Consider the following 19,453-nt stretch of genomic DNA (forward strand, 5'->3'; position numbering starts at 1 on the left):
CGACAACTGTCTTCGTTACAGCGGCAATGTCATTCGCTGGTACGAGTGTATTCGAACTCCAGTAGCTAAGAAGTTCGTTCGATCTCATCTCGAGGGGCCGGAATACCGGATGTCGTTAACATCGCGTTAACGACGGTCGTCAACTTCTCGAGATTACATGACTGCAAGCGCATCCGGCCGTATGTCCTCTTCCGAAGCTTCGGCCCGGCGCTCGTCGACCAGCGCCGCCCAGCGTTCGGCATGGCGGGCCACCAGCCAGGCTTCGAGATCGAATGCGGACAGTGCAGGCGAATACAGGAACCCCTGAATGACGTCACAGCCCAGCCCGGCCAGAATCCTGCGCTGCTCTTCGGTCTCGACGCCTTCGGCCACGACCGTCATGTTGAGGCTCTGTCCGACGCACACGATGGCGGTGGCGATCGCCAGAGCACAGACCTCGGTCTCGATACCGCGCATGAAGCTGCGATCGATCTTCAGCTCGCGCACCGGCAAATGCGCTAGGCGACTCAAGCTCGAATAACCGGTGCCGAAATCATCCATCGACAATCCGATGCCGGCCGCGCGGATCTGCATCATAATCTCGATCGCGGTCGTGTGTTCGCTCATCACCGCGCCCTCGGTGACTTCGAGCATCAGCCTGTTCGGCGCCAGCCCGTTTTCCGCGATGATGTCGGAAATCAACGCTGGCAATCCCGGATTCAGAAAATTGATCGGCGACAGGTTGACCGAGACGCAAGGCACATCGAGCCCTGCCTTTTGCCACGCCGCAATCTGCCTGCACGCCTCGCGCAGCGACCAGACACCGATCTGCTCGATGAGGCCGCATTCCTCCGCGAGCGGAATAAACTTCGCCGGTGACACATCGCCCAATACGGGATCATGCCAGCGCGCCAATGCCTCGACACCGTACAGATCCCCGCTGCCTGCGCGAATCTGCGGCTGGTAGTGCAACCGCAGGCCGCCTTGTGCAAGCGCGTGGCGCAAAGCGGCGCTCAGACGAAGGCGCTCCTCATTCACGCGGTCCATGTCGTTGCTGAAAAATCGATGCGTGGAGCGGCCGGCCTGCTTGGCCTTGTACATTGCCGCATCGGCATATTTCAGCAGACTATCGAGATCGCGGGCATTGTCCGGAAACATGCTGATGCCGGCGCTGGCAGAAATCGGCACCTGATTGCCGCCGAGCTGCAGCGGAACCGACAGTGCCTCGGTGAGACGGCCCGCGATGCGGGAGGCGTCTGCCGCGATACAGTTCGGCATCAGGATGATGAATTCATCGCCGCCCTGACGACTGAGGATATCGCCCGGTCGGATGTGCTGATGAAGCCGCTGCGTGACGGCGACCAGCAAGTCATCGCCGACAGCATGCCCCAGCGTATCGTTGACGTCCTTGAAGTGATCCAGGTCGAGAAATATCAGCGCCATCTGCGCATCTGCGGGGCATTCCGCGACGGCACGCTCCATCAACTGGCGCATATGGGTCCGGTTCGGCAGACCGGTGAGCGCATCGAAATAGGCAAGCCGCGAGATTTCGTTGCGCGCTTCCTCACGCTCGATGGCGACCGCGGCGAGATGAACACAGGCATCGACGATACCGTGATGCAAGCGGCTGGGTCTGCGACATTCCCTGAAATAGAATGCGAACGTGCCGATGACGCGCCCATCCCTGGTCTTGATCGGCATCGACCAACAGGCCTTCAGACCGGAAGCCAGCGGCGCGCTGTTGTATGGCAGCCAGAGAGGATCGTTTTCGATATCGGTGACCAGAACAGGCTCGCCGCGAAAGGCCGCGGTCCCGCAAGACCCGACATCCGGTCCGATGGCAATGCCGTCCAGCGCCTGCGCATAACCTACCGGGAGGCTTGGCCCTCCCAAAGGATGCAGCAATCCCGCGGAATCGACATGTAGCACCGAACAGACGACATCGGGCGCGATCTGCTCCACCTTCCGACACAGATTGTCCATCACACCCCGCAGCGGCTGCTCATCGGCCAGCGCTTCGAGAATGTGATGCTGCAGCGACTGAAGCTGCTTGCTCTCGGTGATATCGGTCATCAATGCGACAAGGTGCTGGATTTTTCCATCCGCGCCATGAATCGCATTCAAGGCAACCGAGACCCAGACCTCGTTGCCGGCTTTGTCGTAAAGGAGAATTTCGTCTTCAGCAGAACCTTCCGTTCTGATCTGCTGGTCCAGATATGCGAGCGTCGCCTGGCTGGTATATGCGCCGACGAGGAATTCCTCCGGGATGAGTCCCGTCGCCTCATCCAGCGCGTAGCCGAACATGCCAGTGAAGGCGCCGTTGACATAGCAAATCCGTGCATCGCGACCCGCGATGTAGATAGCGCGTTTCGTCTTGTCGACCACGAGAGCCAGCGGGATAATTTCTTCCCTGCGCTTCACTTCTTCCGTCACATCGCGGACGAAGCCCATATAAGTGATCTCGCCATTCACCTCGACCCGCGACATCGACAGCGATCCCCAGATCTCGCTGCCGTCCTTGCGTTCGATTTTCACCTCGCGGCTGTGACCGACAATGCGATTGACGCCGGTCGCGCGGTTCGCGGCGATGTATCCGTCATGCTGCGACCTGATGGCCATCGGCACCAGAAAGCTGATATTTCGCCCGAGCACTTCGTCGCGCTCATAGCCCCACAACCGTTCAGCGGCGGCGTTGAAATGGGTCACGCTATTCGTGCTGTCGATCATCACGACAGCATCGATGGCCTGCTCCAGCCCGGCGAGGAGCGTCCTGGCAGCATCACTCTGGTCGACATGCACCAACGTCATAAACGCAACTCGCAATTACTTTGCTCAAACCATCGGACCGTCTTTGAAATGACCCGATCACCGGCTTTCAGCCGAGGTGGTGCAATCGTATGTGCGAGACGTCGCCAAATTGTTTTGCGCGGCGCCGGAGTTTCCGACGGCCGCGAACGTACTTAAGGTCCGGATAAAATCACGCAGCCGGAGCAGGACACGCAAGCAACGACGCAACCTTCGATAGTTGGCGCGTCGCTCAAGCGGTATCCTGACGCCGCTGAAGCGACCGGCGAATCCTAGTGGGCCTCAGCCGCGAGCACGGCCTCGACACGGATTTCTTCCGTGAGCCGCGCTTTGAGATCGGAAAAAGCCGGGCTGGTCTTGATGGTGTAGTGCCGCGGATGCGGTAGATCGACCGCGATATCGGCCTTGATGCGACCGGGACGCGCCGACATCACCACGGTGCGCGACGCGAGGAACACCGCTTCCTCGATATCGTGGGTGACGAAGATCACCGTCTTGCGCTCGCGCTCCCAGATACCGAGCAGCAATTCCTGCATCAAGGCGCGGGTCTGGTTGTCGAGCGCGCCAAACGGCTCGTCGAGCAGCAGGATCTTCGGATCGTTGGCGAGCGCACGCGCAATCGCGGTGCGCTGCTGCATGCCGCCGGAGAGCTGCTTCGGAAAATGATTGGCGAAGCTGGTGAGGCCCACCTTCTCCAGCCACTGTTTGGCGATGTCGTTGCGCTCGCGGGTCGAGACGCCGCGCTCGCGCAGGCCGAAGGAAATATTCTCCGACACCGTGAGCCAAGGAAACAGCGTGTAGGACTGGAACACCATGCCACGATCGGCGCCGGGACCGGTGATCGCCTTGCCGTCGAGCAGGATGCGGCCCGTGGTCGGTGTGTCCAGCCCAGCGACCATGCGCAGCAGCGTGGACTTGCCGCAGCCGGATGGGCCTAGGATGGTGACGAAGTCGTTGTCCGCGACCGAAAGATTGGTCGGCTCCAGCGCACGCGTCGGCGCGCCGCCGCGCACGGCAGGAAAAACCCGCGAGACGTTGTCGATGACGAGCTTGCTCAAATGATGCTCCACGGAAACAAGCGCCGGTTCGCAGCCTTGAACGCGTAGTCCGAAATCAAACCGATGATGCCGATGACGATGATGCCGAAGATGATCTGGCCGGTGGCCAGCAGCGCCTGGCTGTCGATGATCATGTGGCCGATGCCCGAGGACGAGCCGATCAGTTCGGCGACGATGACATAGGTCCAGGCCCAGCCGAGCACGAGACGAAGAATTTCCGCAATCTCCGGCGCGGCGGATGGAATCAACACGCGTTTCAGCACGCCGGCGTCGCGCGCGCCGAGCGTGAGCGATGCCTCGACGAGATCCCGGCGCACGCTGCCGACACTAACAGCGACCATCAAAATGAGCTGGAACACCGAGCCGATGAAAATCACCAGGAGCTTCTGCAATTCGCCGATGCCAGCCCACAGGATCAGCAAAGGGATGAAGGCCGAGGCCGGCAGATAGCGCGCGAAGGAGACGAAGGGTTCGAGAAAGGCTTCAACCGGCTTGTAGGCGCCCATCAGGATGCCGATGGGCACCGCGAACAATGCGGCCAGCACGAAGCCGCCGATCACGCGCCAGATGGTCATGCCGATATCATGCAGGAAGCCGTGCTTGGTCAGCAGCAGCCAGCCATCCTGCAGCATGGTCCATGGATTGGCGAGGAAGGTCTTGGAGACGAAGCCGCCAAAGGTCGCATAGGACCACGCGGCAACGAACAGAACGAAGAACGATATGCCGAGCACGACGCGCGCGGTGGATGAAATGGGGGCGAGTGGCTTCATGCTGCGTATTCAATGCTCATGATCGTCATTGCGAGGAGCTCTTGCGACGAAGCAATCCAGTCTTCCTTAAGTAAGAGCTGGATTGCCGCGTCGCTTCGCTCCTCGCAATGACGGAAGCGACGGCGGAGATTTACTGAATGAAGCGCGGATCGGCGAGCTTCGACAGATCCGGGATTTCCTTGATCACGCCGATCTCGAGCAGCAGCTCGGCCGCTTCCTTCGAGAACGCCTGATGCTCGCCGGCGAAGAACTTCTTGTTCGCCTCCTGATCCTGCCAGCGCAGATACTGCGCGGAGGCGCCGAACTTCTCGCCGGTCTGCTTCACGTCAGCGCCCATGATCTCATAGGACTTGGCCTGGTCGGCCTTGATCATCGCGACGGCCTCGAAATAGCTCTTGGCCAGCGCCTTCACGGCACCTTCGTTATCGGCGATGAATTTCGGCGTGCAGCCGAAGGTGTCCATGATCATCGGATAGTCGAGCGTGGTGGCGATGATCTTGCCGGCTTCCGGCTTCTCGCGCACGGCCGAGAGATATGGCTCATAGGTCATGGCCGCATCGTTCTGGCCGGCGATGAAGGCCTGCGCTGCCGGACCCGGCTCCATATTGACGACGGAGACGTCCTTCACGCTGAGGCCGTTCTTCTTCAGGAACCAGGCGAGCGTGAAATAGGGCGCAGTGCCCGGGGCCGATGCGGCGACGGTCTTGCCCTTCAGGTCCTTGATCGATGCGGTGCCGGCGCGCACGGCCATGCCGTCAGCGCCATAGGACTTATCGAGCTGGAACAGCTGCGTGGTGGCGACGCCATTGGCATTCCACACCACCCAGGTCTCGACCGTGGTGGCGGCGCATTGCACGTCGCCCGAGGCGATGGCGAGATGGCGGCTGGCTTGCGGCACCTTCTTGATGGTGACGTCGAGTCCGTTCTTCGCGAAGATGCCGGCTTCCTTCGCCAGCGTCAGCGGCGCAAAACCCGTCCAGCCGGAAATGGCGATGGTCACCTTGGTCTGTGCCGCAGCCGGGGTCGCAACGAGAGCCGCGAGCATGGCGGCGACGGAAACTCCAATCAACTTCATAACGCACTCTCCTCAGCCAGATTTAGAATGATACTGCATGGCAACATGGCGGATTGCCAGAGTCAATTTGCGCGGCTATGCCGCGGCAGATGATTCATATCGTCCTCATCATCGCAGCCCCGTCGGCGTGAAGCGCGCGGTGAGCTGATACAGATCGTTCGGATAGGTGACGCGTACCGATGTGATGATCTTGTTCTTGCGCCAGGTGCGGCGCTCGACCACGAGACAGGCGGCCGGCTTCTTCAGCGTCAATGCCTTCAAGGCGACATCGTCGGCGAGACTTGCCGTAATCCGGTGTTCAGCCTCATTCCACGGCACGTGACCAAGCAGCCAGGTACCGGGCGGCACGCGCGTGAAATCGATTTCAGACGCGGGCGGCACCACGTCGAGATTGATCAGGCGCTCTTCCAGCGCGAACGGCCTGCCCTTGGCGATGTGTCGGCAGCTCAGCACCAGCACGTCGCAGCTCTTGTCGATGCCGAGACGTTCGAGATCGTCCTTGGTCGCCTTCCGCCGTTTGCGCGTGAGCAACTCATAGGCATAGGCCTCGCCGCGCTTGGCGATTTCGGCCTGGATATCGGGAATATGCAGTACCGCGGACTGCACCAGCGGCTTGGCGACAAAACTGCCGACGCGGCGCTTACGCTCGATAACACCAGCGGCTGCGAGACCTGACAGCACCTTGTTCACGGTCATCCGCGAACAGTTATAGCTCTCGACCAGTTCATGCTCGAACGGAATGCGATAGCCGGGCGGCCAGCGGCCGGAGAGGATCTTCTCTTCGAGATCGGCGCGGATGCGCTGATACAGCGCCTGCGGCGCAGCCTGCGCTTTTCCATTTGCCGACTTTGACACGCGCGCTGTCGCCATCAGAGTTTTGCCAGCCGCTGCACGACGCGCCGATAGCGCTCGGTGATGGATGCGCGTTTGATGTGGCGTCCGCTGTTGACGACCTGCTTGCCGCCGACGAAGACGTCGGAGATCGCCGACTTGCCGGCGACAAAGGTCATGGTATCGAGCCAGCGGTCGCCGGTGACGGCACAGAGATCGGGATGCGCGGTGTCCAGCACGACAATATCCGCACGCTTGCCAGCCGCAAGTGCACCGATATTGCGGCCTGACGCCTGCGCACCGCCGACCAGCGCATGTTCATAGAGCGCACGGCCGGTGGATTCACCTTCATGGCGCGCCACGGCATTGCGGACGCGATAGGCGAGACGCTGGCTGTATTCGAGCTGCTTGAGTTCGCCGGGCGCCGTGATCTCGATATTGGAATCGGAGCCGACGCCGAACACGCCGCCGGCATCGATGAAGCGCGGACCTTCAAAAATGCCGTCGCCGAGGCTGGCTTCGGTGAGCGGGCACAGGCCGACGACGGCACCTGCTTTCGCGACACCGGCGGCTTCTTCATCGGTCATATGGGTCGCGTGGATCAGCGCCCAGCGCCTGTCGACGGGCATGTGATCCAGCAGCCATGCCACCGGCCGCTTGCCTGACCAGGCGATACAGTCCTCGACCTCTTTGGTCTGCTCGGCCACGTGGATATGGATCGGACCATCGGGCACCGCCTTGAGGACGTCATTCAACGTCTCCGGCGTGATCGCGCGCAGAGAATGCGGCGCGATGCCGATGGCGGCGTCATCGACCGACTTGATCGCTTCACGCGACTTCTCCAGCAGCGTCAAAAAGCGCGCGGGATCATTGACGAAACGGCGCTGGCCGTGGATCGACGCGGTGCCGCCGAAGCCGCTGAAATTGTAGAAGGACGGCAGCAGCGTCAGGCCGATGCCGGTCTCGCTGGATGCCGCCGCGATGCGCGTACCCATCTCCGCGAGATTCGCATAGGGCGCGCCGGTCTCGTCGTGATGCAGATAGTGAAATTCCGCGACTGAGGTAAAACCGGCTTCCAGCATCTCGGCATAGGCGAAAGCCGCGATGGCTTCGACGTCGTCAGGCGTCAGCGTATCGATGAAGCGATACATCAACTGTCGCCAGGTCCAAAAACTGTCCTGCGTGGCGCCGCGGATTTCGGTGAGGCCGGCCATGCCGCGCTGGAACGCATGGCTGTGCAGATTGGGCAATCCGGGCAGCGCCACGCCGCTGATGATTTCAGCGTCAGCGCTGCTCGAATTCGCGGCAACGGCCGTGATGGTGCCATTCTCGATTGCGACAACGACGTCGCGCGCCCAGCCTGACGGCAACAGCGCGTGCGCGAAGAACAGCCTTTTTGCAGCACGTTGCGTGCCCATAGCGATTGCCTGTTGCATTCAAAAGACGCTCGACAATAAGCGAGGCCGCTGATTATGTATAGACATACGACGTCCCGAATTTGCGGCAGTGCGCCGAGTTCCTGGAAGTGACTTTCACCATGAGATTCGCACCATGACCTTCGACACCATCTGGACCAATGCACGCCTTGCCACCATGGCGCCCGGCAAGTCCGGTCTCGGCATCGTGGAGAATGGCTGCATCGCAACAAAGGATGGCCGGATTGCTTACGCTGGTCCTGCGTCAGACCTGCCGCCGGATGCCGACGCCACGACACGGATCAATTGCGAGGGCCGCTGGATCACGCCTGGCCTCGTCGATTGCCACACCCATCTGATCTATGGCGGTAACCGCGCCAGTGAATTCGCGATGCGGCTCGAAGGCGCCAGCTATGAGGACATTTCACGCGCCGGCGGCGGCATCGCTTCGAGCATGAAGGCGACGCGTGCGGCCAGTGAAGCGCAGCTCGTCGCCAGCGGATTGAAGCGGCTCGATCACCTGTTCGCCGAAGGTGTCACCACCATCGAGATCAAGTCCGGCTATGGCCTCGACAAGGAGACCGAGATCCGCTGCCTCACAGCGGCACGTCAGCTCGGCCGCGAGCGCGACGTCTCCGTCCTGACATCGTTTCTTGGCGCACATGCGATGCCGCCGGAAGCCAATGGCGACAAGGACGCCTATATCGACACGGTCATCGCCGAGATGCTGCCGGCGATTGCCGAACTAAAGCTGGCCGATGCGGTCGATGCGTTCTGCGAAGGCATCGCGTTTTCACCGGAGCAGACAGCGCGGGTGTTCGACGCCGCCAAGAAACTCGGCCTGCCCGTCAAGCTGCATGCGGACCAGCTCTCCAACCTGCATGGTGCAAAGCTCGCAGCCGATCACGGCGCGCTGTCTGCGGATCATCTCGAACATACGGACGAAGACGGCGTCGTCGCATTGACCAAAGCCGGCACCGTAGCCGTGGTATTGCCGGGTGCTTACTACACCCTGCGCGAAACCCAGGCGCCGCCGATCGCGCTGTTCCGCAAGCACGGCACCCATCTGGCGCTGGCCACCGACAGCAATCCCGGCACTTCGCCGCTGACCTCTCTGCTGCTCGTTATGAATATGGGCGCGACGCTGTTTCGTATGACGGTCGATGAATGCCTACTCGGGGTGACGCGCGAAGGCGCGCGGGCACTCGGCAAGCTCAATCAGGTCGGCACGCTGGAAGCCGGCAAGGCCTGCGACCTTGCGATCTGGGACATCGAGACCCCTGCCGAACTGGTCTACCGGGTCGGCTTCAATCCGCTTCACGCCCGCGTCTGGCACGGCCGGACCTCCGCGACATCCAACTAAGGACACCATCATGGATCGCAGCAAGAACAGCCGCATCGTCCGCAGCCCGCGCGGCACTGAACTCTCCGCCAAGGACTGGCTCACCGAAGCGCCGCTGCGCATGCTGATGAACAATCTCGATCCGGAAGTGGCCGAGAACCCGAACGAACTGGTGGTCTATGGCGGCATCGGCCGCGCCGCGCGCAATTGGGAGGCGTTCGACCAGATCGCCAAGTCGCTGCGCGAGCTCAATACTGATGAGACGCTGCTGGTGCAATCCGGCAAGCCGGTCGGCGTGTTCAAGACGCATGCGGATGCGCCGCGCGTGCTGATCGCCAATTCCAATCTCGTGCCGCGCTGGGCCACCTGGGAGCACTTCAACGAGCTCGATCGCCGGGGGCTGATGATGTATGGCCAGATGACGGCCGGCTCCTGGATCTATATCGGCTCGCAGGGCATCGTGCAGGGCACCTACGAGACCTTCGTCGAGGCCGGACGTCAGCACTATAACGGCGACCTCTCTGGACGCTGGATCCTCACCGCCGGCCTCGGCGGCATGGGCGGCGCGCAGACGCTGGCGGCGACCATGGCCGGCGCGTCGTGCCTCGCCGTCGAGTGCCAGCCGAGCCGCATCGAGATGCGCTTGAAGAGCCGTTACCTCGACGTACAGGCGAAGGACCTCGACGACGCCCTGGCGATCATCGAGAAGGCCAACAAGGAGAAGAAGCCAATTTCCGTTGGCGTGCTCGGCAATGCGGCCGACATCTTCCCTGAACTGGTTCGCCGTGGCGTCAGGCCGGACATCGTCACCGACCAGACCTCGGCGCATGATCCGGTCAATGGCTATCTGCCGAAGGGCTGGACGCTCTCCGAGTGGGAAGCCAAGCGTGCCACCGATCCGCAATCCGTTGAGAAGGCCTCGCGCAAATCGATGAGCGAGCACGTCCGTGCCATGCTGGACTTCCACAAGATGGGCGTGCCCACCGTCGACTACGGCAACAACATCCGCCAGATGGCGAAAGAAGAAGGCGTCGACAACGCGTTCGACTTCCCCGGCTTCGTCCCCGCTTACATCCGTCCGCTGTTCTGCCGGGGCATCGGCCCGTTCCGTTGGGCCGCACTCTCCGGCGATCCCGAGGATATCTACAAGACCGACGCCAAGGTGAAGGAGATCCTCGGACACAACAAGGCGCTGGTGAACTGGCTCGACATGGCGCGCGAGCGCATCCAGTTTCAGGGCCTGCCGGCGCGCATCTGCTGGGTCGGCCTCGGCGATCGCCATCGCCTCGGCCTCGCCTTCAACGAGATGGTGGCCTCCGGAGAATTGAAGGCGCCGATCGTGATCGGCAGGGATCATCTCGACTCGGGTTCAGTGGCAAGCCCGAACCGCGAGACCGAAGCGATGAAGGACGGCTCTGATGCCGTCTCCGACTGGCCGCTGCTCAATGCGCTGCTCAACTGCGCATCTGGCGCAACCTGGGTGTCGCTACATCACGGCGGCGGCGTCGGCATGGGCTTCTCGCAGCATTCCGGCATGGTCATCGTCGCCGACGGCACGCCGGAAGCAGCAAAGCGCCTCGAACGCGTGTTGTGGAACGATCCGGCCACCGGCGTGATGCGCCACGCCGATGCGGGCTATGAGGAAGCCATCGACTGCGCAGAGGAACATCACCTCAATCTGCCATCGCTGCACACCAAGGGCTGAGTGCGGCGCATGCAGATCCTGCGCGCCGCGAACTACAAGGTGATGCCCTGGAAGAACGGGCTTGGATCGACCACGGAGATCGCGATCTTCCCGGCGAATGCAAAGCTGGACGATTTCGACTGGCGCGTCAGTATGGCGCAGGTGACGAGCGACGGACCGTTCTCGTCATTTCCCGGGATTGATCGTACACTTCTGGTCATCGATGGCGCCGGCATCGACCTCAATGTCCACGGCCGCGCATCTGTGCGCATTGATCGCAGCGCGATCCATTCCTTCCCGGGCGATCAGCAAACGTCAGCGTTACTGATCGACGGCCCCATTACAGATTTGAATGTGATGAGCAGGCGCGGGATCGTCTCACAGCATGTGAGACGCATCAACGTCATGAAACGTCAGGATTTTATAGTTTCTGCACAAGCGTTTCTGTTCGTTGAGCATGGCACTGCCACCGTACGATCGGCATCGACCGTCGACAGCCTGTCGGCGCATGATGGGCTGCTTGTGGAACAAGGATCAGCACCTGTCGCGATTGAGTCCGATGCGACGGCGCGTGTAGTCATCATCGAATTCGGTAGATAGCCGCCACACACTGATTTTGATGACGCCATAAATTCCGGAAATGCCATCCAAATCAAATATATAACCAAGAGTGATTACGCCTATATGATTGGTAGAGAATCGCGACACCACTTGGTCCGACTCATGGCGCAATTGCGAGGCTGGATATTCAAATGCACAAGCGGCATCTCAATATTCCGATTGAAATTGTTCGTACCGTCGTTGCCATTTCAGAAACGGGTAGCTTGACCAAGGCTGCGGAGCAATTGGGGTTGAGTCAGCCCGCGGTGAGTTCGCAGATCAAGCGCCTCGAACAACTTGTTGGCGGTTCGCTGTTCAGCAAGACGCCAAACGGAAGTTGTCCGACCGATCTCGGCAAACTGGTGCTTGCGCAGGCGCGCAAGATCATCGAGGCCAACGATCAGGTGCTTGCGCTCGGCGGAGCCGATAATCATGTCGACCGGCTTCGTTTGGGCCTGAGCGTTGTCCTCGCGCAGCGCTTCGTCGCCGAGCAGAGCTTGAGCAACCTCAATGACATCCATATCCATGCCGGAATGTCCACCGAGATTGCGACAGCGTTGATCGACGGCCATATCGACGTCGGGTGTTTTTTCCAGCGGGGAGAAATCAGTGCCGATCTGGCTCCGCTCATTGTCGATGAAGCCGAGGATCGGCTGGCATGGGTTCGCTCGAAATCATTCGTGCTCAGCCCCGGCGCACCGATCCCAATCGTCACCTGGACCAATGACGACTGGATGATTCATACGCTCACACGGCATGGCCTTTCCTATCGGATTGCCTTCAGCAGTCAGGACTACAGCGCGAAGAAAGCTGCCGTCGAAGCCGGCATCGGACTAACGGCTGTTCCCAGCCGGATCATTCCGCCGGGACTGGTCTGGGCCAGGGACTATTACTTGCCGGAGCTTCCGACCATCAAAGCGCTGCTCTGCATTCGCCCGGGTATGACATCGCCGCGTGTCCTGGAAATCAAGGATCAGCTCTCGGCGATGTTCCTGCGCCCCGCACTGCCCATGGAAAACGACAAAGTTGCCTAGCGAAGCCGCATATTTCAGAGAGCAGGCCGAGCGCTGCGAAAAGCTGGCGCGGGAGATTGATGACCCCGTGGTTCGCGAACGACTGCTGAACCTGGCCACGGAATATGCTCGCCGCGCGGAAAGGAAACCTGTGCAGCCCCGAGCCCGGCAATCGCCGCGGCCGGATCGGCGCTGAGCGACAACGCGCTACTGCCGGATGCCGTGTTTTTCCAGATCCGCCTGAACCGCCTCGTCGGAGAGGTCGAGCTTGCGCGAATGTTTCCAGTCGTGATGTGAGGTCTCGACGAGCCGCTTCACAACATGATGCGCATCGGTCTCAATGGCCAGCTCGCGGCGATCGTCGAAACTGCCCGGCGTGAGATTAATCGAACCGACGATAGCGCGTTCCTCGTCGGCCAACAGCATCTTGCCGTGCAGCTTCATGTCATTGAGCCGGTGCACCTTGGCGCCGACGTCATGCATGATGCGCAGGCCGCCGATCCCCTCGATCAGCTTGTTCTTCTTCAGCTTGTGCGGCTGCCGCGCCATGATGTGGACCTGAACGCCGCGCAGCACCGCGCGAACCAGCCGCTCGATGATGTCCGTGTCCTGATAACGCTCGTTCTGGATCCAGAGCGTGTCCCGCGCGGAATCGATGAAAGCACCGATCCGCTCGCGGCCGTTGTTCGGGCACCAGATCAGTTGCGAGTCCGGGTTCGGCACGAAATCCTGCTTCGCCCAGTCGGCCTCGAAGCAATCCACCATCTCGGAAATTTCGAGCTTCTTGGTCGTGGTCACCGCGTAGTCGCGCGTCTCGGTGAGATCGCGGGTCTCCCAGTTCAGCGACTCGACAAAGCCCCACTCATGATCGATCACCATCGATTTCTGATGGGTCAGCGCGAAGGCCGGATTGCTGTCACGGACCTCGACTCCGGCCGCAGCCAGTGCCGCGGCGGTTTCGTTATTCTCGCTCTCGCCGTTGCGCCGGGCCGGATTGAGCATGACGCGCACGTTGACGCCGCGCCGCTTCGCCGCGATCACCTCATGCAGCAGCGTCGGATCGGTGAACAGGAACATCCGGATGTTCAGGCTGCGCTTTGCGGCCCTGATCGGATCGATGATGCACTGCGCGGTGTCATCCGGAAACACGAGCAGGTTATGCGTCATGATTGACCTCTCGCGAGAAATAAAGGTGCCCGCAAACGGCTGGTGGTTCTGCAAAACAGCGTCATGGCCTGGAACTACGTCTCCGACTCTATACTTGAATGCGGCGCGGCAGAAAATGGGGCCCGCGCCAGCGCCGAACGGCGGTGATGAATGAGGTTATCGAGGCGCTGTGCCGAAGAGACCAGCGTCGCCATTTCAAGTGCATCGTCATCATTGCGCATGGTCTTCGCCAATTGCGCGCTGAGAAGATCGTCGACCTCCTGCTCGATCGTGCACAGTTCCGCATCGTCCGCCGCCGCCCGGATCCGGCGCGGCAATGCATACAGTGCATTGAGCGTCGCCTCACGGTGGTCGGGCGGGCGGATGCCGAGGAATTTCCAGGCGGCAGCCAGCACAGAGGCAAGGGCGCCAAGGATCATGGGGGCGAGATAGATGTCGTCGCCGTATTTGTCCATGAAGCTCTGCTCGGTACCGTTGTAGTAGGCAGCAGCACCCGGATGAATGGGGATAAAGGCATCGGGATCGGTGTCGGCAGCGGCGATACCGGCCAGTTGCGGTTGCCCGGCGATCAGATCGCGGCGCGCCGCGATCACCATTTCGGTCAGACGCGCGATCAGGCTGGAATGGAGCTTCTTGTTCGCGACCAGATAGTAACTGACCCGAAGCGTTGTCACGTCATCATCCGGGACGGGCGGCGCACCGCGGAGCGACCCTTTCGGAATGTCGAAGCTTTCATAGGCGCCATTGGCATCGGCAATGGCGCCGGCGGCATCGATCGGGATCAGCACGGGGGCGCCGGTTTTGAACAGACCGCGCACCAGGGACAAATACTTCTCAGTCAGCGGGATCACCACCAGCAGGGCGCCGACTTCCTTGGCTTCCACCGCGCGTCGGGTATCGCTGACCTCAAGATTCTTGAATGTGACCCTCGCGCTCGTCAGGTCGTATTGCTTGGTGAGCGCATCGACCAGCCTGCGATTGACCTCGCCGCCCACCACACCGACGGTGCGGCCGCGCAAGCCTTCGACACTGGTGATTTTCGAGCCGGGAGGCGCGATCAGCATAACGACCGCCTTGGCCATGACGGCAACGGCGCGCGCCTCGGAGAGATCGCCGACATCGGCCCGGACGACAGCGAGATCGACCTTGCCGGAGGAGAATGCCTTACCCGCATCGACGGCGTTGCCGAAGGTCTCGAAATCCAACCGGATCGGCGACTTCCTGGTGGCGAAATGGCTGGCGATGATCGATGCCGTCTTGCCGGCTTCGCCATCGATCGACCCGACCGCCAGCTTGAGCACGGTCGGACGCTCGATGTAGCGCCAGGTCAGAAGGCCGCCGCCCACCACCAGACCGAGGATGCCGGCCAGCAGAAGCACCCTGCCCCAGAACGGGAAAGCAACGGATCGCACGTTCATGTTCGGTCCTGCGCAGCCCTGCCAAATTAACTGACGCTCCTGCCCGCATGCCACAATGCGCGGGCTGTCAGCAAAAATCCATCTGTACCCGACTACAGTTAAGACCCGCTAACCGACGGCGGCTATATACTGCGGCCGCCCAGACTGCTCATGATTCCCGGTCTGGCCGTATTGCTGGAGACAATGTTCGATGACTCGTCTGGTACTCGAGATGCTCCGGCCCTATCGCGGCTGGCTGATCATCGTCTTCCTCGCCATGCTGGTCGAGATCGCCATGAGCCTAGCCGCGCCCTGGCCGCTGAAACTGGTGCTCGACGACGCGCTGGGCAGCCATCACCTGCCCGCCTGGCTGGACTGGGCCCATGACTACGGCATCGGCCGCCATACACTCGGCGTCGCATTGTTCGCCGGCATCGCCACGCTGGTCATCGCCGTGATCGGCGCGATCGCCACCTACATCGACAACTACTATTCGACATCGGTCGGCCAGTGGGTGGCCAACGACCTGCGCATCCGCATCTATGCGCATCTGCACCGGCTGTCGCTGCGCTACTACGACAAGGCCAAGACCGGCGCACTGATGTCCACGATCACCACAGACGTCACCACGCTGCAGAACTTCGCTTCATCGTCGACGCTGGATATCCTGCTCGATCTCATCACCATCGTCTTCATGATCGGGTTGATGTTCTGGCTCGACTGGGATTTTACGGTGATCGCGCTGGGCATCACGCCGTTCCTGATCGTCTTCGTGTTCCATTTCAAGCGCGCCGTGAAGGAGGTGACGCGCACGGTGCGGCAACGGCAGAGCGAGATCGTCGCCGTGGTCCAGCAGGGCCTCGGCCAGGTCCGCGCAGTCACGGCCTTCGGCAGGCAGGATCTCGAACTGGCGCGGCTGGAGGCCGCCAGCCATGCAACGGTCGAGGCGGCCATGAAGGCGCGTCAGGTGAAGTCGTTGCTCTCGCCTGTGGTCAGCATCGTGGTGGCGTTCTGCACCGCCATCGTGCTGTGGAAGGGGACCTCGCTGATTGTCGCTGGCACCATGACGGCTGGCGCGCTCACCGTGTACCTCGCTTATCTCGCGCAGTTCTTCAAACCGGTGAAGGACCTCGCCAGCATGACCAGCGCGATCGCGCAGACCACCGTGGCGCTGGAGCGGATCCAGAATATTCTCGCGGCCGATGACGTGATCGTGGAAAAGCCGGGTGCCGTCGATCCCGGCCGTGCCAAAGGCGCCATCACCTTCGAGAACGTCGCCTTCGCCTATAGCGAGGAGGCCAGCGTGCTCCGCGACGTCTCGCTGCATATCGAACCCGGCCAGATCGTCGGCGTTGTCGGCCCGACGGGGTCCGGCAAATCCACGGTGCTGAGCCTGATCCCGCGCTTCTACGACGCGACATCGGGCCGCGTGCTGATCGATGGCGTCGACGTCACCGATTACAAACTGTCCGCCCTGCGCGCCCAGGTCGGCTTCGTGCTGCAGGAGACCGTGCTGTTCCGCGGCACGATCCGCGAGAACATCGCTTATGGCCGGCCCGGCGCTACCGATGACGAGATCGTCGCCGCCGCCAAGATCGCCAATGCCGACGAGTTCATCACGCGCATGCCGCATGGTTACGACTCCATGGTGGGCGAGCGCGGCGACACACTGTCGGGCGGCCAGCGCCAGCGCATCGGCATCGCGCGTGCGGTGGTGCGCAACAGCCCGATCATGATCCTCGACGAGCCGACAGCAGCGCTCGATCCGGAATCCGAAGCGCTGGTGATCGAGGCGCTGCGCCGGCTGATGCAGGGCCGCACCGTCATCATGATCGCGCATCGGCTCTCGACCATTCGCGACGCCGACAAGATCATCGTGCTGAAGGACGGCGTTGTGGCCGAGCAGGGCTCCAATGACGAATTGATCGCGCAAGGCGGCATCTATGCAGAACTGGTGAAGATTCAGCAGCGGGTGGTGAACGAGCAGTCCGTGGGCACATCCTAAGCGGTGCCGGAGCGCCTCTTTATAATCATTCTAATAACATACGTGCGTTTGTCTTGACCTTGTCAGGACGCTGCTCGACAAGGTCCGGCATGACCGTCCACCAGACTGCATCCGAAACATCCATACACGAATTGCGCCTCGGCAATGCGCCGCGCGGGTTCATCGGAACCATCGTGGCGTTGCAGCCCGATATTGCAGGCGCTGCCGAGAGCGGCCACGAGCTCGAACGGCATCTGCTGGAAATGGGCTTCACCGAAGGCGCGCGCGTCGAGATCCTGCATCAGGGTGCCATCCAGCGCGATCCGATCGCGGTGCGCGTCGACAATATTACGATCGCCGTTCGCCGGCGCGAAGCCATGGCAGTTGTTGTGAAATGACCCATACAGATGTGACCACCGAGCGCTTTCATCTCGCGCTGGTGGGGGCCCCCAATAGCGGCAAGACATCGCTCTTCAACGCACTCACCGGCAGCCGCCAGAAGGTGGCCAACTATGCGGGCGTCACCGTCGAGCGCAAGGCAGGCGCCTTTGTGACACCGGCCGGCCGTCAGGTCACGCTGCTCGACCTGCCCGGCACCTATTCGCTGCGCGGCCGCAGCCCGGACGAAGAGATCACCCGCGACGTCGTGCTCGGCAAGCGCCCCGGCGAAGCTGCGCCCGATCTGGTCCTGTGCATCGCCGATGCCACCAATCTGCGCCTCACGCTGCGGCTGATCCTGGAACTCAAGCGCACCGGTCGCCCGCTGCTGGTGGTGCTCAACATGTTCGACATCGCGCAGCGCCGCGGCGTCAGCATCGATGTCGACGCGATGTCAGCGGCACTCGGCGTGCCTGTGATCACTTCCATCGCGGTGAAGAAGGCCGGCGTCGAGCAACTGCGTCAGCGCACCGACGAATTCGCCGCCAACATGCCGGCAGTTACCACAGGCGATGGCTGGAAGCCGCTCGGCCTGTCCGAGATGAAGGCGCTGCAGCGCGAGGCTGACCGCATCATCCGCGACACCGTGACGATGCCGAGCAAGCCGGATACGCTGACGACGCGCGTCGATGCCGTGGTGCTGCATCCGGTCGCCGGTCTCGCGATTCTCGCGCTCATTCTGTTCGTGATGTTCCAGGCGGTGTTCTCCTGGGCGCAGCCGCTGATGGAGCTGCTGTCGGATTCGTTCGGCGCGCTGGGCACGCTGGTGGCACAGGTGCTGCCTGAAGGAATCTTGCAGAGCTTCCTGCAGAACGGGTTGATCGCCGGCGTCGGCAGCGTGCTCGTGTTCCTGCCGCAGATCATCATCATCTTCCTGTTCATCCTGCTGCTGGAAGATTTCGGCTACATGGCACGCGCCGCGTTCCTGATGGACCGCATCATGGGCGGCGCCGGCCTGCATGGCCGCGCCTTCATCCCGCTGCTGTCGAGCTTCGCCTGTGCGATCCCCGGCATCATGGCGACGCGCGTCATCGACAACCGCCGCGACCGCCTTACCACCATCCTGATCGCGCCGCTGATGACCTGTTCGGCGCGTATCCCGGTCTATACGCTGATCATCTCGGCCTTCATCCCAGCGGAAAATGTCTGGGGCTGGGTCAATCTGCAGGGTCTGGTGATGTTCGGGCTCTATGTTGCAGGCATCGGCAGCGCACTCGCCGCATCCTTCGTGATCAAGTTCTTCATGTGGCGCGACTACCAGCCGGCGCCATTCATGCTGGAATTGCCGGACTACAAGCTGCCGCGCCTCAAGAGCATCGCCATCGGCGTCTATACCCGCGCCAAGATGTTCCTGCAGCGCGCCGGCACCACGATCCTGTCGATGATGATCCTGATCTGGTTCCTCGCTTCGTTCCCGCAGGCACCGGCCGGCGCCGAAGGGCCGGCGATCAATTACAGCCTCGCCGCGATGATCGGAAAATTCCTGGAGCCGTTCTTCGCACCGCTCGGCTTCAACTGGCAGATCGCCGTAGCGCTGATCCCCGGCATGGCGGCGCGCGAAGTCGCGGTCGGCGCGCTCGGCACCGTCTATGCGATCGAAGGCGGCAAGGAAGCGGCGGATGCGATCGGCCAGGCGCTGGCCAGCAAATGGAGCCTTGCCACCGCACTGTCGTTCCTGGCCTGGTTCATCTTCGCCCCGCAATGCGCCTCGACGCTGGCCGTGATCCGCCGTGAGACCGGCAGCACCAAGTGGATGGTGGTGACGTTCCTCTACATGTTCGCGCTGGCCTATGTGGCGAGCCTGATCACCTACACCGTCGCGAAAGCGGCCGGGCTGGGGTAGCCCGGCCAGCGTGGCATCCTTCGCACCGACCCGTGATTTGAAGTTCATCCTG

At 61.8% G+C, this 19,453-nt stretch carries 15 protein-coding genes; 7 read left to right on the forward strand and 8 right to left on the reverse strand.

Going from position 1 to position 19,453, the window contains the following annotated elements; genetic code table 11:
- Positions 1-153: 153 nt before the first annotated feature.
- From AB8A23_RS02520 to AB8A23_RS02545, 6 genes are all read right to left on the reverse strand, one after another.
- The gene (locus AB8A23_RS02520; protein WP_439056980.1) at positions 154-2,787 is read right to left on the reverse strand and encodes an EAL domain-containing protein; all 2,634 of its coding nucleotides are present in this window, start codon (positions 2,785-2,787) and stop codon (positions 154-156) included.
- A 269-nt stretch (positions 2,788-3,056) separates the two neighbouring features.
- On the reverse strand, positions 3,057-3,842 hold the full coding sequence (locus tag AB8A23_RS02525) for an ABC transporter ATP-binding protein (RefSeq protein WP_439056979.1): 786 nt from the start codon (positions 3,840-3,842) through the stop codon (positions 3,057-3,059).
- On the reverse strand, positions 3,839-4,612 hold the full coding sequence (locus AB8A23_RS02530) for an ABC transporter permease (RefSeq protein WP_120288198.1): 774 nt from the start codon (positions 4,610-4,612) through the stop codon (positions 3,839-3,841). Before AB8A23_RS02530 ends, AB8A23_RS02525 begins: the two co-directional genes overlap by 4 nt.
- A 130-nt stretch (positions 4,613-4,742) precedes the next feature.
- A complete protein-coding gene (locus AB8A23_RS02535) occupies positions 4,743-5,687 on the reverse strand; it encodes an ABC transporter substrate-binding protein (RefSeq protein ID WP_439056978.1) in 945 nt (314 codons plus the stop codon).
- A 108-nt stretch (positions 5,688-5,795) separates the two neighbouring features.
- Positions 5,796-6,557, reverse strand: coding sequence for a histidine utilization repressor (gene hutC / locus AB8A23_RS02540; protein ID WP_439056977.1), 762 nt, complete (start codon positions 6,555-6,557; stop codon positions 5,796-5,798).
- Entirely contained in the window at positions 6,557-7,936 is a 1,380-nt protein-coding gene (locus AB8A23_RS02545; protein WP_439056976.1) for a formimidoylglutamate deiminase, read from the reverse strand. The genes hutC and AB8A23_RS02545 overlap by 1 nt, the downstream gene beginning before the upstream one ends.
- Before the next feature lie 133 nt (positions 7,937-8,069).
- On the opposite strand from AB8A23_RS02545, the gene hutI reads away from it, so the two are divergent.
- The 4 genes from hutI (at position 8,070) to AB8A23_RS02565 (ending at position 12,593) form a co-directional block, all read left to right on the forward strand.
- The gene (gene hutI, locus AB8A23_RS02550) at positions 8,070-9,296 is read left to right on the forward strand and encodes an imidazolonepropionase (protein WP_184513089.1); all 1,227 of its coding nucleotides are present in this window, start codon (positions 8,070-8,072) and stop codon (positions 9,294-9,296) included.
- A 10-nt stretch (positions 9,297-9,306) separates the two neighbouring features.
- The gene (gene hutU / locus AB8A23_RS02555; RefSeq protein ID WP_439056975.1) at positions 9,307-10,980 is read left to right on the forward strand and encodes a urocanate hydratase; all 1,674 of its coding nucleotides are present in this window, start codon (positions 9,307-9,309) and stop codon (positions 10,978-10,980) included.
- A gap of 9 nt (positions 10,981-10,989) precedes the next feature.
- Positions 10,990-11,559, forward strand: a complete 570-nt coding sequence (locus AB8A23_RS02560; RefSeq protein ID WP_439056974.1) for a HutD/Ves family protein — start codon at positions 10,990-10,992, stop codon at positions 11,557-11,559.
- Between the two features lie 152 nt (positions 11,560-11,711).
- Positions 11,712-12,593 (forward strand): LysR family transcriptional regulator, encoded by an 882-nt coding sequence (locus tag AB8A23_RS02565; RefSeq protein WP_120288191.1) that lies wholly within the window; start codon positions 11,712-11,714, stop codon positions 12,591-12,593.
- A gap of 186 nt (positions 12,594-12,779) precedes the next feature.
- On the opposite strand, the gene AB8A23_RS02570 is transcribed toward AB8A23_RS02565, so the two are convergent.
- The gene (locus AB8A23_RS02570) at positions 12,780-13,739 is read right to left on the reverse strand and encodes a phospholipase D-like domain-containing protein (RefSeq protein ID WP_184513083.1); all 960 of its coding nucleotides are present in this window, start codon (positions 13,737-13,739) and stop codon (positions 12,780-12,782) included.
- A gap of 74 nt (positions 13,740-13,813) precedes the next feature.
- Entirely contained in the window at positions 13,814-15,157 is a 1,344-nt protein-coding gene (locus tag AB8A23_RS02575; RefSeq protein WP_439056973.1) for a TAXI family TRAP transporter solute-binding subunit, read from the reverse strand.
- 190 nt (positions 15,158-15,347) lie between these two features.
- On the opposite strand from AB8A23_RS02575, the gene AB8A23_RS02580 reads away from it, so the two are divergent.
- From AB8A23_RS02580 to feoB, 3 genes are all read left to right on the forward strand, one after another.
- Positions 15,348-17,141, forward strand: a complete 1,794-nt coding sequence (locus AB8A23_RS02580) for an ABC transporter ATP-binding protein (RefSeq protein ID WP_439056972.1) — start codon at positions 15,348-15,350, stop codon at positions 17,139-17,141.
- A gap of 89 nt (positions 17,142-17,230) precedes the next feature.
- On the forward strand, positions 17,231-17,518 hold the full coding sequence (locus AB8A23_RS02585) for a FeoA family protein (protein WP_175365953.1): 288 nt from the start codon (positions 17,231-17,233) through the stop codon (positions 17,516-17,518).
- Positions 17,515-19,401 carry a ferrous iron transporter B gene (gene feoB / locus AB8A23_RS02590; protein ID WP_439056971.1) on the forward strand — a complete coding sequence of 629 codons (1,887 nt, stop codon included), beginning with the start codon at positions 17,515-17,517 and terminating at the stop codon, positions 19,399-19,401. The genes AB8A23_RS02585 and feoB overlap by 4 nt, the downstream gene beginning before the upstream one ends.
- Positions 19,402-19,453: the final 52 nt, after the last annotated feature.

It is taken from the genome of Tardiphaga sp. 619_E2_N8_4, from assembly GCF_051810905.1.
In the GTDB taxonomy this organism is placed as follows: Bacteria; Pseudomonadota; Alphaproteobacteria; order Rhizobiales; family Xanthobacteraceae; genus Tardiphaga; species Tardiphaga robiniae.